Raw genomic sequence first — 17681 nt, 5'->3', positions numbered from 1 at the left:
CGCGCCTCAAGCGCCGCGCACCATCGCCAGCACCTTGCCCGCATCGAGCGTGCGGGCCTTCTCCTGGATCTGCGGCAGGTAGCGCGTCTGCAGGCCCTGCGCCTCCTGCGTCACGCTGGCGAAGGCTTCCTTCAGCATCTGCGTCGAGAGCGTGCGCCCGCCCGCGTAGTAGCGCTTCGCCACATGGCCCAGCGCGTAGGTGCTCGCGAAGCTCATGCCCGAGCTCACCGCCTGCTTGCCCAATCCGCCGAGCATGCCGCCGCCCATCTTGCCGAGCAGCCCGCCCAGCAGCTTGCGGCCGGCCTGCTCCAGGTACTGCGAGGTCAGGCCGACGCCGACGGTGGCGAGGAAGTCCTTCACGTGCCCGCTGTCGAGCTCGTAGCCATGGGCCTTGCCGATGCGATAGACCAGCTTCATCTGCAGTGGAATGATCGCCATCGTCGAAAGCGTCTCGGGCAGCAGCTCCAGCGCGCCGTTGAGGATCGCGGCGTTGAGGATGGCCTGGTCCAGCGCCGCACCGTCGACGGCGGGGCTCGCAGCAACCGCAGCAGCCGGTGCCAGCGGCACGGCGGCGATCGCCTCGGCCTGCTGCGCGAACTGCGTCGCCGCCGTCGTGTCCAGCCCCAGCGACGTGCGCGCATCGGCGAGGAACAGCCGCTCGGCCTCCGACTGGGTGCCGTCGGCATCGCAAACGCACACGGCCATCTCGTAGGCCAGCTGCCGGGCATCCGAGCTCTTCAGCTCGCCGGCCACCGAGGCCAGCGACACGCGCTTCATCAGCACATCCTGATACAGCATGGGCAGCTGCACGCCGTCGGCCTGCGACAGGCCCTCGGCGATGCGCTTGATCTCGGCGCGCTCGCGCTCGTGCTTCTCGCCGTCGACGAAGGCCGCCAGCAGGCTCAGGCTCACGATGGCCCGGGTTTCGGAAGGGGTCACGGTGGAGTCTCCGGAAAAATGAAAAGGCCCTGTTCGTTCGCCCGGGCGCGCAAAGGTTCCGGCCCGCTACCATCCGCCCCATGCTCTCCCCCCCTCGGATCCTGATCGCCGAAGACGAGTCCGGCATCGCCGACACCCTGCAGTACGTGCTCAAGACCGACGGCTTCCTGCCCGTCTGGTGCGCCACGGCCGAGGAAGCCATCGCCCGGTTCGCGGCCGAGCCGCCGGCGCTCGCCATCCTCGACGTGGGCCTGCCCGACATGAACGGCTTCGAGCTCTTCAAGCGCCTGCAGGCGCTCAACCGCGAGCAGGGCGGGCCCGAGGTGCCGATGCTCTTCCTCACCGCGCGCAGCGACGAGATCGACCGCGTGGTGGGCCTCGAGCTGGGCGCCGACGACTACGTGGCCAAGCCCTTCTCGCCGCGCGAGCTGGTGGCGCGCGTGCGCACCATCCTGCGGCGCAGCGGGCGCGGCAACGGCCATCCGCCGGCGAGCATCGCGCCCGCGCCCGCGGCGACCCTCCCCGGCTCGCCCTTCGTGCTCGATGCCGAGCGCATGCAGATCCGCTACTACGGCCGGCTGCTCGAGCTCTCGCGCTACGAATACGGGCTGCTGAAGCTGCTGGTGCAGCGCCCGGGGCGCGTCTTCACGCGCGACGAGCTGCTCGAGCTCGTGTGGGACGACGCCAGCGAGAGCTTCGACCGCACGGTCGATGCCCACATCAAGACCTTGCGCGCCAAGCTGCGCGCCGTCGCACCCGAGGTCGAAGCGATCCGCACCTTGCGCGGCACCGGCTATGCGCTCAACGAAGAGTTGCCTCCGCGATGAAGCGGGACAGGCCGGCGCCGGGCCGCCCCAAGGCGGCCTGCGGCCCCCTCGGGGGGCAGCGACGACACGAAGTGCGGAGCGTGGGGGCCATCTTTTGAGCCGCAGAACCCGCATCTTCATCGGCATCCTGCTGATCTACACGGCGGGCATCGCCTTCCTGCTCTACCGCGTGGTCGCCGACATCGACCCGCGCTACCGCGAATCGGCCGAGGAGTCGCTGGTCGAGTCCTCGCAGCTCATGGCCAGCCTGATCGAGCAGGACGTGATCGCCGGCGCCATCAACACCGCGCGGCTGGAGCCGCTGTTCCGCTCGGTCTACGCGCGCCAGTTCTCCGCCCAGATCTACAACCTGCACAAGAGCCGCGTCGAGCTGCGCGTCTACGTGACCGACCGCAGCGGCCGCGTGCTCTTCGATTCGCTGGGCCGCAACACCGGCGCCGACTATTCGAAGTGGAGCGACGTCAGCCGCACCCTGGCCGGCATGTACGGCGCGCGCACCTCGCGCGACATCGAGGGCGATCCGCTGACTTCGGTGATGTACGCCGCCGCCCCGGTGCGCTGGAACAACGAGATCGTCGGCGTGGTCAGCGTGGGCAAGCCGGTGCAGAGCTTCGGCCAGTTCGTCGAGGACGCGCGTGCCCGCACGCTGTGGGTGGGCGTGGGCTCGGCCTTCGCGCTCTTGGTCGGCGCCCTCATCGTCTCGGTCTGGCTGGTGCGGCCCTTCGGCCTGATCTCGGACTATTGGCGCTGGCTGCGCAGCCAGCGCAGCTGGAACCTCGCGCGCATGCTGCGCCGCGCCGTCGACACCCTGCGCAGCGGCTTCGGCGAAATGCGCGATGCGCTCACCGGCCGCAGCTACGTGGCGGACTACGTGCAGACCTTCACGCACGAGATCAAGAGCCCGCTGTCGGCCATTCGCGGCGCGGCCGAGCTGGTGCAGGAGCCTTCGATGCCGCAGGCCGAGCGCGAGCGCTTCCTCGCCAACATCACGCGCGAGACCCAGCGCATCCAGGAGATCGTCGACCGCATGATGGAGCTCACCGCGCTGGAGACCCAGCGCGCGCTGGAGCGCAGCGAGACCGTCGCGCTCGCGCCGCTGCTGCAGGAGGTGGCGGCCAGCGCCCAGGGCGCGGCGGCGGCGCGCGAGATTCGCCTGCATGTGGCGATCGACAACGAGGCCCGCGTGGAGGGCGACCCCTTCCTGTTGCGGCGCGCGCTCAGCAACCTGCTCGACAACGCGATCGACTTCTCGCCCGCCGGCGCCGAGGTTGCACTGGCGCTGCATGCCGGCGCACGCGAGGCCCGCATCACCGTGCGCGACCACGGCCGCGGCATTCCGGACTATGCGAAGGACAAGGTCTTCGAGAAGTTCTATTCGCTCGCGCGGCCGCACAGCCAGAAGAAGAGCACCGGGCTCGGGCTGGCCTTCGTGAAGGAGATCGCAGGGCTGCATCGCGGCCGCATCGAGCTCGCCAACGCGCCACGCGGCGGCGCGTTGGCGACGCTCACGCTGCCGCTGGCCTCGCACGGCTGAGGGGCAGCTTCCTCGATGATTCCCTGCGCCGGTCTCGTCGCGGGGATGCTCGCTCGGGTGAACCAGCTGCGCATTCACCACGCCGGCGCGAGCGGACCCACTTCGACATCGGCATTGGGGTAGGGATCGAAGGGATCGTGGTACGCGGGCGGAAAGGGAGACTCCACCGGCCGGCCGTAGAACGATGGCGGCGGCGCCGGCAAATGGTGCGCGTTGTCGACGATCGCCTCCCTGTACATCTGCAGGCCGGCCGCATTGAAGGTCGTCACCAGCCTGACGCCAGGGTCGAGGTATTCGATCAGCGTCCGGCTGCCGTCGTCGTTGAAGACATTGGCAGAGGCTTCATACCCCGCGGCATTGAAATACTGCTCGACCCGGCTCCACGGCTTCGTGTTGTCCTGGTCGTAGTCGTAGCGCGTGCGCCTCATGTTGTCCATGAAAACGGTGGCTTCGTCCTCGCGTCCCCAGGCGTCGAAATGGGACATCACGCGCGTCCACCCCTGCGTGCCGTCCTGGTCGTAGTCGTACCGGTCGCGCGTCCCATCGTCCATGGACATGTCGGCGTAGTCCTCGCGCCCCCACGCGTCGAAATGGGACATGGCGCGAGCCCACCCTCGGACGCCTTCCTGGTCATAGTCGTAGCGATCGCGACTGCCATCGTCCATGGCCATGTCGGCATAGTCCTCGCGGCCCCAGGCGTCGAAACGGGATCGAACCCGGCTCCAGGGCTGGGTGCCGTCCTGGTCGTAGTCGTACCAGTTGCGGCTTCCATCGTCCAGCGTGACATTGGCCCAGTCTTCGCGACCCCATGCATCCGTGCGGTTCTGCCAGATGCTGTCGCCGCGCTCGTTGGCCTGGTCGTAGTCGGTCCAGTCGTGGCCGCCGGCGTCCAGGGTGACGTAGGTCCAGTCGGTGCGGCCTTGGGCGTCCGTGTGAGTCTGCCAGGTGCGGTCGCCGCGCTCGTTCGTCTGGTCGTAGTCCGTCCAGTCATGGCTGCCGTCATCCTGGGTGACGGAGGTCCAGTCGGTGCGGCCTTGGGCGTCCAGGTGCGTCTGCCAGGTGCGGTCGCCGCGGACATTCGTCTGGTCGTAGTCGGTCACGTCGACACTGCCATCGTCCTGGGTGACGGACGTCCAGTCGGTGCGGCCTTGTGCGTCCAGGTGCGTATGCCATGTGCGGTCGCCGCGAACATTCGTCTGGTCGTGGTCGGTCACGTCGACACTGCCATCGTCCTGCGTGACATGGGACCAATCGGTTCGGCCTTGGGCGTCGAAGTGCGTCAGCCACGTGCGGTCGCCGCGTGCGTGAGTCTGGTCGTAGTCGTAGAAGTTCCAGGTGCCGTCGTCGATGAAAGTGCGGGCGTAGTCTTCGCGCCCCTGGGCGTCGAAGTGCGATTCGACGCGGCTCCAGGGCTGGGCGTTGCTCTGGTCGTAGTCCGTCCAGTCGCGGGCGCCGTCGTCCCGGCGCAGGTCGGTGGAATCGATGCGACCCTGGGCGTCGTAGGTGGTGATGCGGTTGCTGTAGTCGGCGTTGTCGCGGGCGCCATCGGTCTCGGAGACTCGCCAAGCCTGGCCGTTTGCGAGGTACTGGGTCACGGTCTGGTCGCCGCTCGCAAGCGTTCGAGCCCTTTGGTAAAGGTTGCCGTTCGAATCGAAGATCACCTCGGTACGGCTACCGTCCTCGTACAAGATGGCGGCACTCGATGAGCCGTCGTCGTGCATGACCGGTTCGATCACCTCGTAGCCCATGGCGTTGAAGCTCTGTTTGACATGGAGCAGATAGTCCGCACCCGCCGGCGTGTCCTTGATGCGCAGCGTGTCGATGACGTACATGCCCGCAGACGCGGGGTAGTAGTGGTTGTCGTAGGCGGCCATTGCGTCACGCGCATGCTCGACGATATAGGTTGATTTGGCAGTTCCCGTCAGGCCCAGTCCGTTTGCAACATTGTCGAGACGGGCGAGTTCCTTGTAGATCTCGTCGGTGGCGAGCGACGCGCGGTTGGATGCCGTGTACTCGGTATTCAAGCTGTTGAGTTCGTTGCGGAACGTCCAACTTTGATACCGCGCGCTTGTTTCATCGTCGAGCACGGCCTTGATGTACTTGTCGCCTCGTTCGGTTGTGGAGAGGCCGCTTTGAGCGGCCACCAAGTTGCCACGCGCGGCCGCTCGTTCCAAAACCTTTGCACCGCTGCCATGTCCTGCTCCCTCATGGTCGATGTTATCGATGAACTTGAGTACGCTGGGATCGCTGGCTGACCTAAGGTCTTCCACGCGAAGAACGATTTCACCACGTTGGATGACATTGCCTTGGAAGTCGCGTACTGGATCGACAAAGATAGCGGGATTGCCGTCCATCTTGTCCGTGGGCGTTGCCTGGCGTATCGTAAAACCGCCTTTGCTCAACTCCTGCCGGAGCGGCTCCAGTGAGGTCAAGCGCTGGTCGTTGATGAGCGCGACGGCTCGCGCGATGAGAGTGGGGTTGGCGCCGGTGAGTCCGGCAAACACGCTTGCGTTGATGGTTGTCATGACTATTTCTCTTCTTGGTAGCGACTGGCGACGGCGATGTCGACGACGCAGCCTGTGTTGACAATTTCGCGAGTGGTCGGATCGCGGCGATGACCCACTCCGATGCTGAAGCCCTGACCGATGTAACGGCCGGTGTTGCTCCAGCGGAACATGCCCCAGACATAGGCTGGAGGCCATTGCCGAATGGCGACGTGCACTGACGTATCTCCATTCACGAACGTCGATCCTGTGTAAACGGCGAGTTCGTAAGGATCAAGGCAAAACCCCGTCTCCTTCGGCGAAGTGACCAATCTGAGGTATTGCCTCATGCCATCGCCGTCTCTTGCGCGTGAAATGCCGTAGTACTCACCTAGCCCAAACTGCTGTAGAGCAGGATTCATATAGCGTGTGCCGCTGATCACGAAGCGCCTACTCCAGAAGAAATGTTCTGCTTCGGTCAACGGCCGCTCGGTGAGCGTGATTCCCACCTTGCTTTCAACCTCCTTCACGCTTGGCTGTCTTTCCTCAGGCGATTTCGGATACAGCGTCAGCATGTTGTCTACCAACTGCTTGATCTCGGGCGGCCAGCGCTCCGCGATGCGGGGATCGCGCGACGGCAACGGCGTGCCCTCTGCTTGCGGGACGAGCGGGGCAGGGGGCGTCGTTGAAGTCGCAAGTTCGGGCGGGGGAGATTGCCCCTCGGGCGCAGGCTTCTCTTCCGAGGGTCGGGTGTGTGTGCAAGCCGCCAGCATCGCTACAGCGGCAAGCAAGATCAGTATTGCAATCCGTCTGGCGTTGATCGTGCCTTTCAAGGCGGTCATATCAAAACCGTCCGCGTCCGTGAGTCCGTTGAATACGTTCGCGTTGATTGTTGTCATGCTCACTTCTCTTCTTGGTAGCGGCCGCCGACCATGATGTGTGCGACGCAGCCTGTATTGATAACTTCACGTGTGGCTGGATCGCGGCCCTGGCCCACGTGGATGCTGAAGCCCTGACCGACATAGCGGCTTGTGTTGCTCCAGCGAAACATGCCCCAGACATAGGCTGGAGGCCATTGCCGAATGGCGACGTGCACTGACGTATCTCCATTCACGAACGTCGATCCTGTGTAAACGGCGAGTTCGTAAGGATCAAGGCAAAAGCCAGTCTCCTTCGGCGAAGTGACCAATCTGAGGTATTGCCTCATGCCATCGCCGTCTCTTGCGCGTGAAATGCCGTAGTACTCCCCCAGCCCAAACTGCTGTAGAGCAGGATTCATATAGCGTGTGCCACCGACTACGAATTGCTTGCTATAGAAGAAGGCCTCTCGTTCCGACAACGGTCGTTCAGTCAACGTGATTCCGATCGTCTTCTCCACCTCCTTCACGCCCGGAGGCCGTTCGTCCGGGCCTTTGCGATAGAGCCCCAGCATGTTGTCCACCAACTGCTTGATCTCGGGCGGCCAGCGCTCCGCGATGCGGGGGTCGCGTGGCGGCAGCGGTGTGCCCTCGGCCTGCGGCACAGGTGGCGGCGGCGGAGCGCTTGACGTAGCGCCGCCCAATGGCCTGGCCGCGTCGATCAGGCGTTCCACCTCGGGGGAGAGCCCGTTCGCAATCGGCTGGTCTTGCATGATTGCAGCGCGTGTGGACATGGCTGCGGGTGGCGCTTCGGCGCAGGCGCAAAGTGCCAGAGCTGTCGTCGAAATCAACGCCCGACTACGCAAGTAGCAGTGGCGTCTCCAACGTTGTCGTTTCATTCGAATCTCCTTTGATCAGCAACTTGATTCATTTCATATGTCTCCTTTGGGATGGTGAATCAGCGAACACTCGGCAGGTACAGCTTGAAGATGGAAGCTAGCCTCTGAGCTCATGCGCGGTCTCCTCGCTTTCGCACGGCAATACCGGCAAGCAAAGTGAACTCCTGGTATGTAGGAAGGATCGCGCCTGATCGCGTGTGGACCACACCGTGCAACCAGTGTGGGGAGCCCTCAGGCGCAGCTTGTGGCCGAATTTCAGGTCGATGTATGGCTCATCCGGCAAGACGTCATCACGGCCGTCCGGAAGGGTCACGAATCGAGTGACAACCCCGCCTGCAATGACACCACCGTTCGCAATGCCCCCGGTCGGCCGGTCGAAGGTCCAAAAAACTTCTTTGGTGAACCAGATGCGAACGCCATCAAACGTTGGCGTCGCTGTTGTGATCGCGCACGGTCGAGCCTCCGCCAGCGACTTCAATTCGGGAGCTGTCGTCCTGTCATCCGGCTGGGGCAATCGCGTCTCCCGCGAAGATCCTTTCTGTGGCAGACCTGTGGCGCATGCCGCCAACAACGCTGCAACGCAAAGTAGAACCGGCCTGTATTGCCATCGTTTCATCGTTCTTCTCTCTCAGGTCGTCATTGATCTCAATTGGCTTCGATGCGCGGCCATCTCACCGCTCGCGCAAGCTGCGCCGAATGCCGTCCAGCACCGGGTCGAACAGATAGCGCCACGCGCTACGCTCCTGCGTGGGGATGAACACCTCGGCCTGCATGCCGGGCGTCAGCACCAGGGGCTGGCCGGCCAGCTTGCTGGCCGTTTGCAGGGCCTCGGGGCTCACGCTCACATGCGCCACGTAGTACGGCGCAGCGGGATTGGCCGAGCGTGGATCGGTCAGCCGGTCGGCGCCCACGTAGATGAGCCGGCCCTCGACCTGCGGCGTGGCACGGGCGCGATACGCCGTGAGCATCACGTGGGCAAGCCCCGAACCCGCCTGCACTCGCTGTGCATCCCGAATGTCGGCCGGCGCAATGCGCGCCTCGATGACCAGTCCGGAGCCGGCCGGCACGATGTCCATCACCGGCTCGCGCGGCCCGATGGCGGCGCCCACGGTGTGGACCTTCAGGTCGACCACTTCGCCCGCGACCGGCGCCACCAGCCGTTGCCGCGACTGCGCATCCAGCGCCGGTCGCAGCGCCTGTTCGATCTGCGCGAGCTGGGCGCTTGCCTCTTTCAATTCATCCGCCGCCGCGCGCGCAAACTCCGTCGCCTGGGCCGAGCGCTTGAGACGGGTCTCCGCTTCTCTTTGACGGGCCTGGGCCAGCTGGCTTTGGCTCGCTTGCACGCGTGCGCGGTAGTCGGCGACGACGCGCTGCAGTTCACCCAGCCTCGCTTCGCTGATGAACCCCTCGGCCTTGAGCCTCTCGTTGGCGGCAAGATCGCGCTGCGCCAGCTGCAATGCGGACTTGGTCGTGGCGATCAGCTCGTCCTGGGTCGCGATCTCGCGCCGGATCTGCGACAGCTGCTCGCTCAGCCAGCGCGCCTGCTCGGCCTGCTGGTGGGCGCGGGCAGCAAACAGTCCTTGCTCGCGCTCGGCCAGGACCTTCCATTGCAAGCTGTCACCCGCATCGCCGCTCGCTGCGATGCGTTCGTCGAGGACCTCGAGGTCGGGCGCGAAGCGGATGCCGGCCATCTCGGCCTGGAGCCGCTGGGCCTTGAGCGCGCTCGCCGCCCACTGCTCGCGCAGCGACTGCGCACCGGCAGCCACGCGCTCGTCGGCCAGGGTGATGAGGGGTTGGCCCTGGACGACACGATCGCCGTCCTTCACGTGGATGGCCGCGACGATGCCGCCCTCGGCGTGCTGCACGGTCTTGCGATGGCCCGCGGACTGCACGGTGCCCTCGGCGATGACCGCGCCTGCCAACGGCGCCAGGGCAGCCCACGCGCTCAGTGCGAGGATGCCGAGCAAGGTGCCGCACAACCCGGTGCGCAAGGCACGGCGCCTCTCCCGCCGCGCGGACGGCGAAGCCATGTGCGCTGCGCTCATGGCCGGCCGGCTTGCTGCGCCAGCAGGGCCTGGTTGCGCTTGACCATCCATTGCCGCACCTGCTCGCGCGGACCGAACTGCTCGACCATGCCTTGGCCCAGCACCAGCACATGGCTGGCGATCGCGACCAGGTGGGGGCGATGGGTCACGACGACGACGGTGCTGCCTCGCTGCCGCAGGCCGTGCAGACAGCGCTCCAGGGCGGCTTCGCCTTCAGCGTCGAGCTGACTGTCGGGCTCGTCCAGCACGATCAGGCTCGGCTCGCCGGCGCCGGGCGCGGCATGGATCGCGCGGGCCAGCGCGATGCGCTGGCGCTGCCCGCCGGAGAGCGGGTGCGCACCAGGCTGGTCTCCCAGCGGCGTGTCATAACCCCGGGGCAGCGCGGTGATGAGTTCATGCGCGCCGGCGCGCTGCGCCGCCTGGATCACCGCATCGCTCTGTTGGGCCGTGAGGGCCTCGCTCGGCTGCCACAGGCGCGCGATGTTGTGGGCGACGCTGCCGCTGTGCAGCAAAACATCCTGCGGAAGGTAGCCGGTCGCCCGGCCTCGCGCCTGCGGGCCGTACTGATGGAGCGCCGCGCCATCCAGTGCCACCTCGCCGTGGCTCGGCGGCTGCACGCCGGCCAGCACGCGAGCCAGAGTGCTCTTGCCGCTGCCGCTGACGCCGAGCACGGCGAGCAGCGCTCCTGCGGGCAACTGGAAGTCGAGGCCGTGCAGGACCCCGGGTTCGCCCGGTAGGGGCCGGACGCTGAGCTGCGCCACGCGCAATTCGCCTTTACTCGGCGGCAGGAGGGTCTCGGGCAGCATGCGGGTCGCCAGGTCCCGCGAGGCCAGCACCTGCCGAAGCCGAAGCCATGCCTTGCGCGCTTCCAGCTGGTGTTTCCAGCCGCCGATCAAGACCTCGAGGGGCATCAAGGCCTTGCCCAGCAGGATGCTGCCCGCGATCATCACGCCGCCGGTGGCTTGGCCGCCGAGCACCAGCCAGGCGCCGGTGGCGAGCATGGCAAGTTGCAGGAGATGGCGCAGCAGCTTGCCCCAGGTCTTGAGACTGTGGCCGGGAAGCTCGGCGTCCAGCCTGGCGCGGGACGCCTTCCCCATGAGTGCGCTCAAGGCCGCGCCGACCTGGTCCTGCTGGCCATGGGCTTGCATGACTTCGGCGAAGGCAGCGATGTCGCCGGTCATGCGCTGCGCCTGCGTCTGGGCCTGCTCGGCCGAGGCTACCTCGCCGCGCAAGCGCCATTCGGTCAGCCAGGCGAGCCCCAGGAGCATCAGGATGCCCGCGAGGGCCACGGCACCGAGCAGCGGATGGAAGGCCGCGATGACCAGGAGGTAGATGAGACACCACGGCAGGTCGACAAGGGCCAGCAGGGCGGGACCGCCGGCGAATGCGCGCACGGCGGCGATGTCTCTCCAGACCTGCTGGGCCATCGCGCCAACCTGGGAAGCTTGCATCTGCAGCATGAGGGGTACGAGCGCCTGCGCGAGTCGCTCTTCGATCTCCGCCGCGCGTGCTGCATGCCAGCGCACGCGCGAAGTCTCGGCCACGCACCAGGCGGCCAGCGACAAGGCGGCTGCGGCCAGCAGCATGACCAAGGTCTCGCCGCGGCGGCTGGTAAGCACGCGGTCGTAAATCTGCAGGGTGATGAGCGTGGGAATCAGCAGCAGCAGATGGCCCACGCAGCCGGCGACGAATGTGCCGATGATTTCAGGCGATCTCGGCCAGACAGCACCCGGCTTCGAAGGCGCGACGGTGCAATCACGCCGCGCCTCCAGCGCTTGGAGATGCGCCACTGCTCGCAGTGCGGTTGCACCGTCGGCAGCTCCATGTTCTTCTTGCATTCCGCCCCTTGAATCTGCTCAGGCCACATGGCCGCGCGTGATTCTGCGGAAAAAGTCACCGGACAAATCTGATCAATTGTGGCGTTCTGGAACCGAAGCCGCGGGAGGTTGCGCGATTGGAGCCAACGGCGGATATCCCCATCAAGAGGCTTGACGGAAACGCCTGTCCCTGTTGATCAGCGCCGCCATGCATTCCGGCGTCGACGCTCGCACGGCGGAGGCCTCAGCGGAACAGATCGAGGATGCTGCTGCGCTCTTCCGGCGTCGGCGCGTCGCCGACGGGCACGGCGGCGAGCGCTTCGGCCGGCGGCGCGGGGCCGATGTCGACTCCCAGGCTGGCGATGCCCCGGCCGGGCGCGTAGTCGTCGTAGTACCACTCGCCGTCGACCTTCACCAGGCCGCCGGGCACCGGCGTCTCCGCCACCGGCACGCCCTGCAGCGCCGCCTGCATGTAGCCGGTCCAGATCGGCAGGCTCAGGCTGCCGCCGGTCTCGCCGCGCACGCCCAGCTGGCGCGGCGTGTCGTAGCCGATCCAGGCCACGCCCACGCGGGTCGAGGCAAAGCCCGCGAACCAGGTGTCGATCGAGTCGTTGGTGGTGCCGGTCTTGCCGTGCAGGTCCTCGCGCTTCAGCGCCTGCCAGGCCTTGGCGCCGGTGCCGTTGCGCACCACGCTCTGCAGCATCGAGCTCACGACGAAGGCATTGCGCTCGGGGATGGCGCGCGTGGTCTCGTCGCGCACCGCAGGCGGCGTCTCCACCAGCACCTGGCCCCTGTGGTCGGTGATGCGCGTCACCAGCGCAGGGCTCACGCGGTAGCCGCCGTTGGCGAAGACCGCATAGGCCGCCGCCATCTGCATCGGCGTGACCGAGCCCGCGCCCAGCGCCATCGGCAGGTAGGCCGGGTGCTTCGCGCGCTCGAAGCCGAAGCGGCCGATCCAGTCCTGCGCGTAGCGCGGCCCGATCGACTGCAGCACGCGGACGGTGACCATGTTCTTCGACTGCTCCAGCGCGTGGCGCAGGCTCATCGGCCCTTCGAAGCGACCGTCGTAGTTCCGCGGCTCCCAGGGCGGCCCGCCCGTGGTGGCGGCGTCGAAGAAGAGCGGCGCATCGTCGACCAGCGTGGCCGGCGTGAAGCCCTTCTCGAGCGCCGCCGAATAGATGAAAGGCTTGAAGCTCGAGCCCGGCTGGCGCCAGGCCTGCGTCACATGGTTGAACTTGTTCCTGTTGAAGTCGAAGCCGCCCACCAGCGCCCGGATCGCGCCGTCGCGCGGGTCGAGCGACACGAAGGCGCCTTCGACCTCCGGCAGCTGCGTGATCTCCCACGTTCCCTTGGGCGTCTTCGTCACATAGACCACCGCGCCGCGCCGCACGCGCAGGTTCGGCGCCGCCCGCGGCGACAGGCCGGCCTGGGCCAGGCGCAAGCCTTCACCCACGATCCGCAGCTCGTCGCCATTGGCGCGCACGGCCAGCACCTCCTTGGCATCGGCCTGCAGCACCACGGTGGCCAGGACGTCGCCGCTGTCGCCATGCTCGGCCAGCGCCTCGTCGACCGCGCCGTCGAGCCCGGCCGCATCGGCAGGCAGGTCGACGAAGCGCTCGGGCCCGCGCCACGGCTGCCGCCGCTCGTAGTCCAGGATGCCCTTGCGCAGGGCCTGGTACGCCGCCGCCTGCTCGGTCGCCACCAGCGTGGTGCTGACCTTGAAGCCGCGCGTGTAGGTGCTGGGGCCGTACTGCGCGACCATCAGCTGGCGCACGGTCTCGGCCACGTGCTCGGCATGCAGGCGTTTCGGCTCGGACGGGTCGCGCAGGCGCAGCGGCTCCTGCCTGGCTTCGGCCGCCTGGGCCGCGCCGATGGCGCCGGTCTCCACCATGCGGTCCAGCACGTAGAGCTGGCGGGCGCGCGCGCGGCGCGGATTGCTCACCGGGTCGTTGGTGCCCGGCGCCTTGGGCAGCCCGGCGAGCATGGCGGCTTCGGCCAGCGTGATGTCCTTCAAGGGCTTGCCGAAGTAGCGCTCCGACGCTGCCGCGAAGCCGTAGGCGCGATGGCCGAGGAAGATCTGGTTCAGGTAGATCTCGAGGATCTGGTCCTTGCTGAGATGCTGCTCCAGCCGGAAGGCGAGCAGCGCCTCCAGCATCTTGCGCGTCAGCGTTCGCTCGGCGCTCAGGTAGACGTTGCGCGCCACCTGCTGCGTGATGGTGGAGGCACCCTGGTGCACGCCATGCCGCAGGTTGGCCAGCACCGCGCGCAGCAGGCCCTTGGGATCGATGCCCGGGTGTTGGTAGAAGCGGGCGTCTTCCACCGCCACCACCGCGTCCTTCAACGTTTTCGGCATGTCGGCGATGGGCACCAGCTCGCGCCGCTCCCCGCCGAATTCGCCGATCAGCACGCCGTCCGCGGTGTAGACGCGCAGCGGCAGCTTGGGCCGGTAGTCGGACAGCGCCGAGACGTCCGGCAACTGGGGCGAGAGCACCGCGACCGCGATCCCCGCGATGCAGGCCAAGGCCACCGCGCCGCCCGCCATCGCGGCGGCACTCCACATCAGCGCGCGTTTCATGCCGGCCTTCATGGCTGCGCTCCTGCGGCGGGCGCATGGCCCGTCGACAGCGCGTACCAGTCGACCCTGCGCGTGGCCAGCATCAGCGCCGCGAGCATGCCGAAGACCAGCAGCGCGCCCAGCAGCAGCGCATTGCTTTCCGAGGCCAGCAGCCCGTAGAGCGCGCCATAGAGCAGCGCCACATAGGCCGCAAAGGAGAGGCCGCGCCGCCAGCCGCGCAGCACCGCGCTGAAGTAGACCGCCAGCAGCAGCACGCTGGCACCGGCGGCGCAGGCATAAGCCAGCCAGAAGGCCACCTTCTCCGACAGGGCGAGCAGCAGCAAGAAGAAGACCGCGATCGACAAGCCCACCAGCCCGTACTGCACCGGGTGCAGCGGCAGGCGCCGGAACAGCTCGAACATGAAGGCGGCCATCAGCACCAGGCCGATGAAGAGCAGGCCGTACTTGGCGGCGCGGGTGGACATCGCATAGACGTTGAGCGGCTGGGCCAGCGAGACGTCGAAGCTCTGCATCGGCGCGCCCGCACCGGGTGCCCGGCCGTCGCGGCCGCCCCGCAGGCCTTCGCGCACCTGCTCGCGCGCCGTGGTCACCAGCGAGGACACGCGCCAGCGCGCGTCGAAGCCTTGCGCGCTCACGCTGCGCTCGGACGCAAGAAAGCGCCCGCCGAAGCTCGGATGGGCCCAGGGCGAGACCAGATGCGCCGTGGTCTCCTCGGCGATCGGCACCACCGCGAGCCGCTCCTGCCCGACCATGCCGAGCTTCAGGTGAAAGGGCAGCGGCCGGCCCGCCTGCCAGGCCGCGAGTGCGGCGCCGGCCAGCGGTGCGTGGATGCCACCCGCGAGCCCCGCGTCCTCGGCCACGCCCGGCAGGCGCTGCTGGAAGCGCAGCGTTTCGCTCGCCAACTGCAAGGCGGGCGAGCCGTCGAGGCCGCGCAGGTCGCTCAGGTGCAAGGCCACGTAGGGCGGCCTGAGCTCGATCGTGGACTCCTTCTCGCTGTGCGGCAGCGCGGCCGCATCGAAGGCCGCGAAGCCGCCCTCCAGCGCCGCATCGAGCGTGTAGAAGGGAATGCGGAAGATGCCGCGGTAGCGCGCCTGCGGCGCCAGGCTGCCCTCGAGGTGCAGCTTGTCGGGGAAGACGAGGTGCGTCATCTCCTTGCTGCGCGCCTCCTGGCCGACGATGCGGCCCTGCGCATCGCGCTGCGGCTCCATCCAGCGCTCCAGGTAGGGCTGCACGACGAAGGGGCCGGCCAGCGTCTGCGCCCCGGTGTAGGTGGCGGCCAGCTCCGCCGCCGCCTCGCGCTGGCTGTCGCCGCGCTCGCGGGTCAGGCCCTCGATCCGGGCCAGTGGAATGCACAGCAGCACGGTCAGGACCAGCAGGCCCAGGACCTTGATGAGCACGGAATGCCGAAGCCGCGCAAGCATGGGAGTTCTCCTCATCGATGACGATGGGCCGATGCTGGCCGCGCACCCCGAAGCGCATGTGAAGTGCGCGCGGCACGGGACTTCACATGGACTTCACACAGGGCCACGCGCTTCAAGAAGGCTTCCAACTCCCTTCGCCTGCGCTCTCGACATTGGCTCCCGTGCACCGTTGCACGAATCCATCGAGGGAAAAGGACCATCGCCATGGAAGCCATCACCACACGCCCCGGCCGCTGGCTCTGGCTCGCGACCATCGGCCTCGCGAGCGCGGGCTTCGCGCTGCTCGTCGCGCGGCCCCTGCATGCGCAGGAGGCGCAGGGCCCGCGCCTGAAGACCGAAAGCCCGTACTTCTTCGTCAAGAGCGACGACCCGGCGGTCGACGCGCTGCCGCTCAAGTCCACCGAGGTCGACGTCAAGGTCTCGGGCGTGATCGCCGACGTCACCGTCACCCAGACCTACCGCAACGAGGGCACGCGCGCCATCGAGGCGAAGTACGTGTTTCCGGGCTCGACGCGCGCGGCCGTCGGCGGGCTCAACGTGCGACTGGCCGACCGCCTGATCACCGCACAGATCCGCGAGAAGCAGCAGGCCCGCATCGACTACGACGCCGCGAAGAAGGAAGGCAGGACCGCCGCCCTGCTGGAGCAGCACCTGCCCAACGTGTTCCAGATGAACGTCGCCAATATCCTGCCGGGCGACGAGGTGAAGGTGGAGCTGCGCTACACCGAGCTGCTGGTGCCGCAGGCCGGCAACTACCGCTTCGTGTTCCCCACCGTGGTGGGGCCGCGCTACAACAGCCCGCAGTCGGAGAACAGGAATGCCAAGTGGGTGGGGCAGCCGACGCTGCGCGCGGGTACGGCGCCGAACACGAGCTTCAAGATGAAGGTCGCGCTCGACACGCCCCTGGGCATCAAGGAAGTGCGTTCCGCCACCCATGCCATCGACGTCGGCAAGCGCGACGACGACCAGCATGCCGACATCACGCTGGCGCGCACCGGCGAGCCCGCCAACAACCGCGACTTCGTGCTCGACTGGCGCCTGGCCGGCGAGAAGATCGAGTCGGGCCTGATGCTCTACAAGGGCCAGGGGGACAACCCGGAGAACTTCTTCCTCGCCATGGTCGAGCCGCCCAAGTCCGTGGCTGCCAACGCCACCTCGCCGCGCGACTACATCTTCGTGGTCGACATCTCGGGCTCGATGCACGGCTTCCCGCTGGACACGGCCAAGGTGCTGCTGGAGCGGCTGATCGGCGGCCTGCGGCCCAGCGACACCTTCAACGTGCTGCTCTTCTCGGGCAGCAGCAAGATGCTGTCGCCGCAGTCGGTGCCCGCGACCCGCGCCAACATCGAGCAGGCCCTTTCCACCATCAAGAACTACAGCGGCGGCGGCAGCACCGAGCTCATTCCGGCGCTCAAGCGCGTCTATGCGCAGCCCAAGGCCGAGGAGGTGTCGCGCACCGTGGTGGTCGTGACCGACGGCTACGTGACGGTGGAGCGCGAGGCCTTCGAGCTGGTGCGCCGGAACCTGTCCAAGGCCAACGTCTTCGCCTTCGGCATCGGCAGCTCGGTCAACCGGCACCTGATGGAAGGCCTGGCGCGCGCCGGCATGGGCGAGCCCTTCGTCATCACCGACCCGCTGCAGGCGCCCGAGCAGGCGGCGCGTTTCAAGCGCATGGTGGAGTCGCCGGTGCTCACCAACGTGAAAGCCACCTTCGGCGGACTCGATGTCTACGACGTGGAGCCGCAGGCCTTGCCCGACGTGCTGGGTGAGCGCCCGGTGATCGTGTTCGGCAAGTGGCGCGGCGAGCCCAAGGGCCGTGTGGTGATCGAGGGCCAGGGCGCCGAAGGCCCGTACCGCCGTGAGCTCGCGATCGACGCGCGCACGCGCCAGGATGCCGCCGCGCTGCGCAGCCTGTGGGCCCGGCACCGCATCGCCAGCCTCGGCGACCAGGAAGCGCTGGAGGGCGGCGATGCCTTCAAGCAGCGCATCACCGAGCTGGGCCTGCGCTATGGCTTGCTCACGCAGTACACCAGCTTCATCGCGGTCGACAAGGTGGTGCGCAATCCCGCGCCGCAGGCCAGCACCTCGGTGGACCAGCCGCAGCCCTTGCCCAAGGGCGTGAGCGAGCTGGCGCTGGGGCAGGGGCAGACGCTGGGCGCCGAAGTGCCGAGCACCCCGGAGCCCGAGACCTGGGGCGCCATCGCGGTGCTGCTGTCGATGCTGGCCATGCTGCGCCGCCGCGCACGCCGCCACGATCCGCGCCGCTTCACCGCATGACGAGGAC

General features: G+C 67.6%; 11 protein-coding genes. 3 read left to right on the top strand and 8 right to left on the bottom strand.

The window, feature by feature from the left end; translation table 11 throughout:
- Window positions 1–6 precede the first annotated feature (6 nt).
- On the bottom strand, window positions 7–939 hold the full coding sequence (locus AC3A6Y_RS03885; RefSeq protein WP_487866910.1) for a YcjF family protein: 933 nt from the start codon (window positions 937–939) through the stop codon (window positions 7–9).
- A gap of 80 nt (window positions 940–1019) precedes the next feature.
- On the opposite strand from AC3A6Y_RS03885, the gene creB reads away from it, so the two are divergent.
- Window positions 1020–1766 (top strand): two-component system response regulator CreB, encoded by a 747-nt coding sequence (creB, locus tag AC3A6Y_RS03880; protein ID WP_487866909.1) that lies wholly within the window; start codon window positions 1020–1022, stop codon window positions 1764–1766.
- A 94-nt stretch (window positions 1767–1860) separates the two neighbouring features.
- The gene (creC, locus tag AC3A6Y_RS03875) at window positions 1861–3300 is read left to right on the top strand and encodes a two-component system sensor histidine kinase CreC (protein WP_487866908.1); all 1440 of its coding nucleotides are present in this window, start codon (window positions 1861–1863) and stop codon (window positions 3298–3300) included.
- Window positions 3301–3374: 74 nt separating this feature from the next.
- On the opposite strand, the gene AC3A6Y_RS03870 is transcribed toward creC, so the two are convergent.
- The 7 genes from AC3A6Y_RS03870 to creD all read right to left on the bottom strand — a co-directional run bounded on the left by AC3A6Y_RS03870 (window position 3375) and on the right by creD (window position 15397).
- Window positions 3375–5825: an RHS repeat domain-containing protein gene (locus AC3A6Y_RS03870; RefSeq protein ID WP_487866907.1), complete on the bottom strand. Its 2451-nt coding sequence runs from the start codon at window positions 5823–5825 to the stop codon at window positions 3375–3377.
- A 2-nt stretch (window positions 5826–5827) separates the two neighbouring features.
- Window positions 5828–6682, bottom strand: coding sequence for a hypothetical protein (locus AC3A6Y_RS03865; protein WP_487866906.1), 855 nt, complete (start codon window positions 6680–6682; stop codon window positions 5828–5830).
- Between the two features lie 2 nt (window positions 6683–6684).
- Entirely contained in the window at window positions 6685–7539 is an 855-nt protein-coding gene (locus AC3A6Y_RS03860) for a hypothetical protein (protein WP_487866905.1), read from the bottom strand.
- Window positions 7540–8210: 671 nt separating this feature from the next.
- The gene (locus AC3A6Y_RS03855; RefSeq protein ID WP_487866904.1) at window positions 8211–9569 is read right to left on the bottom strand and encodes an HlyD family type I secretion periplasmic adaptor subunit; all 1359 of its coding nucleotides are present in this window, start codon (window positions 9567–9569) and stop codon (window positions 8211–8213) included.
- Between the two features lie 11 nt (window positions 9570–9580).
- The gene (locus AC3A6Y_RS03850; protein WP_487866903.1) at window positions 9581–11374 is read right to left on the bottom strand and encodes a type I secretion system permease/ATPase; all 1794 of its coding nucleotides are present in this window, start codon (window positions 11372–11374) and stop codon (window positions 9581–9583) included.
- A gap of 271 nt (window positions 11375–11645) precedes the next feature.
- On the bottom strand, window positions 11646–13988 hold the full coding sequence (locus AC3A6Y_RS03845; protein ID WP_487866902.1) for a penicillin-binding protein 1A: 2343 nt from the start codon (window positions 13986–13988) through the stop codon (window positions 11646–11648).
- On the bottom strand, window positions 13985–15397 hold the full coding sequence (creD, locus tag AC3A6Y_RS03840) for a cell envelope integrity protein CreD (RefSeq protein ID WP_487866901.1): 1413 nt from the start codon (window positions 15395–15397) through the stop codon (window positions 13985–13987). Before creD ends, AC3A6Y_RS03845 begins: the two co-directional genes overlap by 4 nt.
- Window positions 15398–15601: 204 nt before the next feature.
- On the opposite strand from creD, the gene AC3A6Y_RS03835 reads away from it, so the two are divergent.
- The gene (locus AC3A6Y_RS03835) at window positions 15602–17674 is read left to right on the top strand and encodes a VIT and vWA domain-containing protein (protein WP_487866900.1); all 2073 of its coding nucleotides are present in this window, start codon (window positions 15602–15604) and stop codon (window positions 17672–17674) included.
- Window positions 17675–17681 lie beyond the last annotated feature (7 nt).

The sequence above is a fragment of the Variovorax sp. Soil_C_17 genome, assembly GCF_057657265.1.
The sequence above is the reverse complement of the archived record's forward strand: the minus strand, read 5'-3'. Positions and strand labels throughout refer to the sequence as shown.